Source organism: Streptomyces sp. SID14478 (assembly GCF_010548525.1).
Classification (GTDB): Bacteria; Actinomycetota; Actinomycetes; order Streptomycetales; family Streptomycetaceae; genus Streptomyces.
This window is the reverse complement of record NZ_JAAGMG010000538.1, coordinates 1-701: the sequence shown is the minus strand read 5'-3', so window position 1 is coordinate 701 and position 701 is coordinate 1. Positions and strand designations below refer to the sequence as shown.

The window sequence follows — 701 nt, the reverse complement described above, 5'->3', positions numbered from 1 at the left end:
CGACGGCAGCGGCGCGGACGACTGGGAGCACGCACTGCGGCTGCTGCCGAAAGGCCCCGCGCAGGTGCAGCGGGGGCGGGTGCTCGGGGTGCTGGCGATGGGGCTGCTGCCGGACGCGGCCGCCGCGCGGGCGTCCTTCGACGAAGCACTGCGCATCGGCCGGCGGACCGGCGACCCGACGGTCACCATCCGCGGGCTTTTCGGCACCGGGGCCCGCAACCGCGACCTGGACGCGATGGCCGAGGCCCGCCGTCTCGCCGAGCAACTCGACAGCCAGGACCTGTTGTTGACCGTCCCCATGTACGAGTCGACGGCGCACACCAGGAACGGCGCGCACCGGCGCGGCGTCGAGGCGGCCCGGGAGGGCATGCGGCTCGCCCGCCGGTTCGGACTCGGCCTGAGCAGAGGGGCGGACCTCTCCTGCTACGCGGTACGCGGTCTGATCCTGACCGGGCGGTGGGACGAGGCCGTCGCGCTCGTCAGCGAGACCCTCGCCGAGGGTCCGCCCCCGTCCGCCCGCCAGGATCTGCACGCGCTGGGCGGCCAATTGGCGTTGCTCCGGGGCGATCTGGCGGCCGCCGCAGTCGCGGCGGCCGGGCCCGCGGACGCCCTGCGCGGACCCGGCCTGTTCGACCGCCGCCGCTGGGTGTGCCTGCTCGCACTCGCCCAGGGCGATCCGGAACGGGCCGACCGGCTCCTCG

Annotated in this window: 1 pseudogene; it reads left to right on the top strand. The window is 76.2% G+C overall.

From position 1 onward, the window contains the following. Window positions 1–701 (top strand): annotated as a pseudogene (locus G3I40_RS17560) (hypothetical protein); the annotation flags it as partial.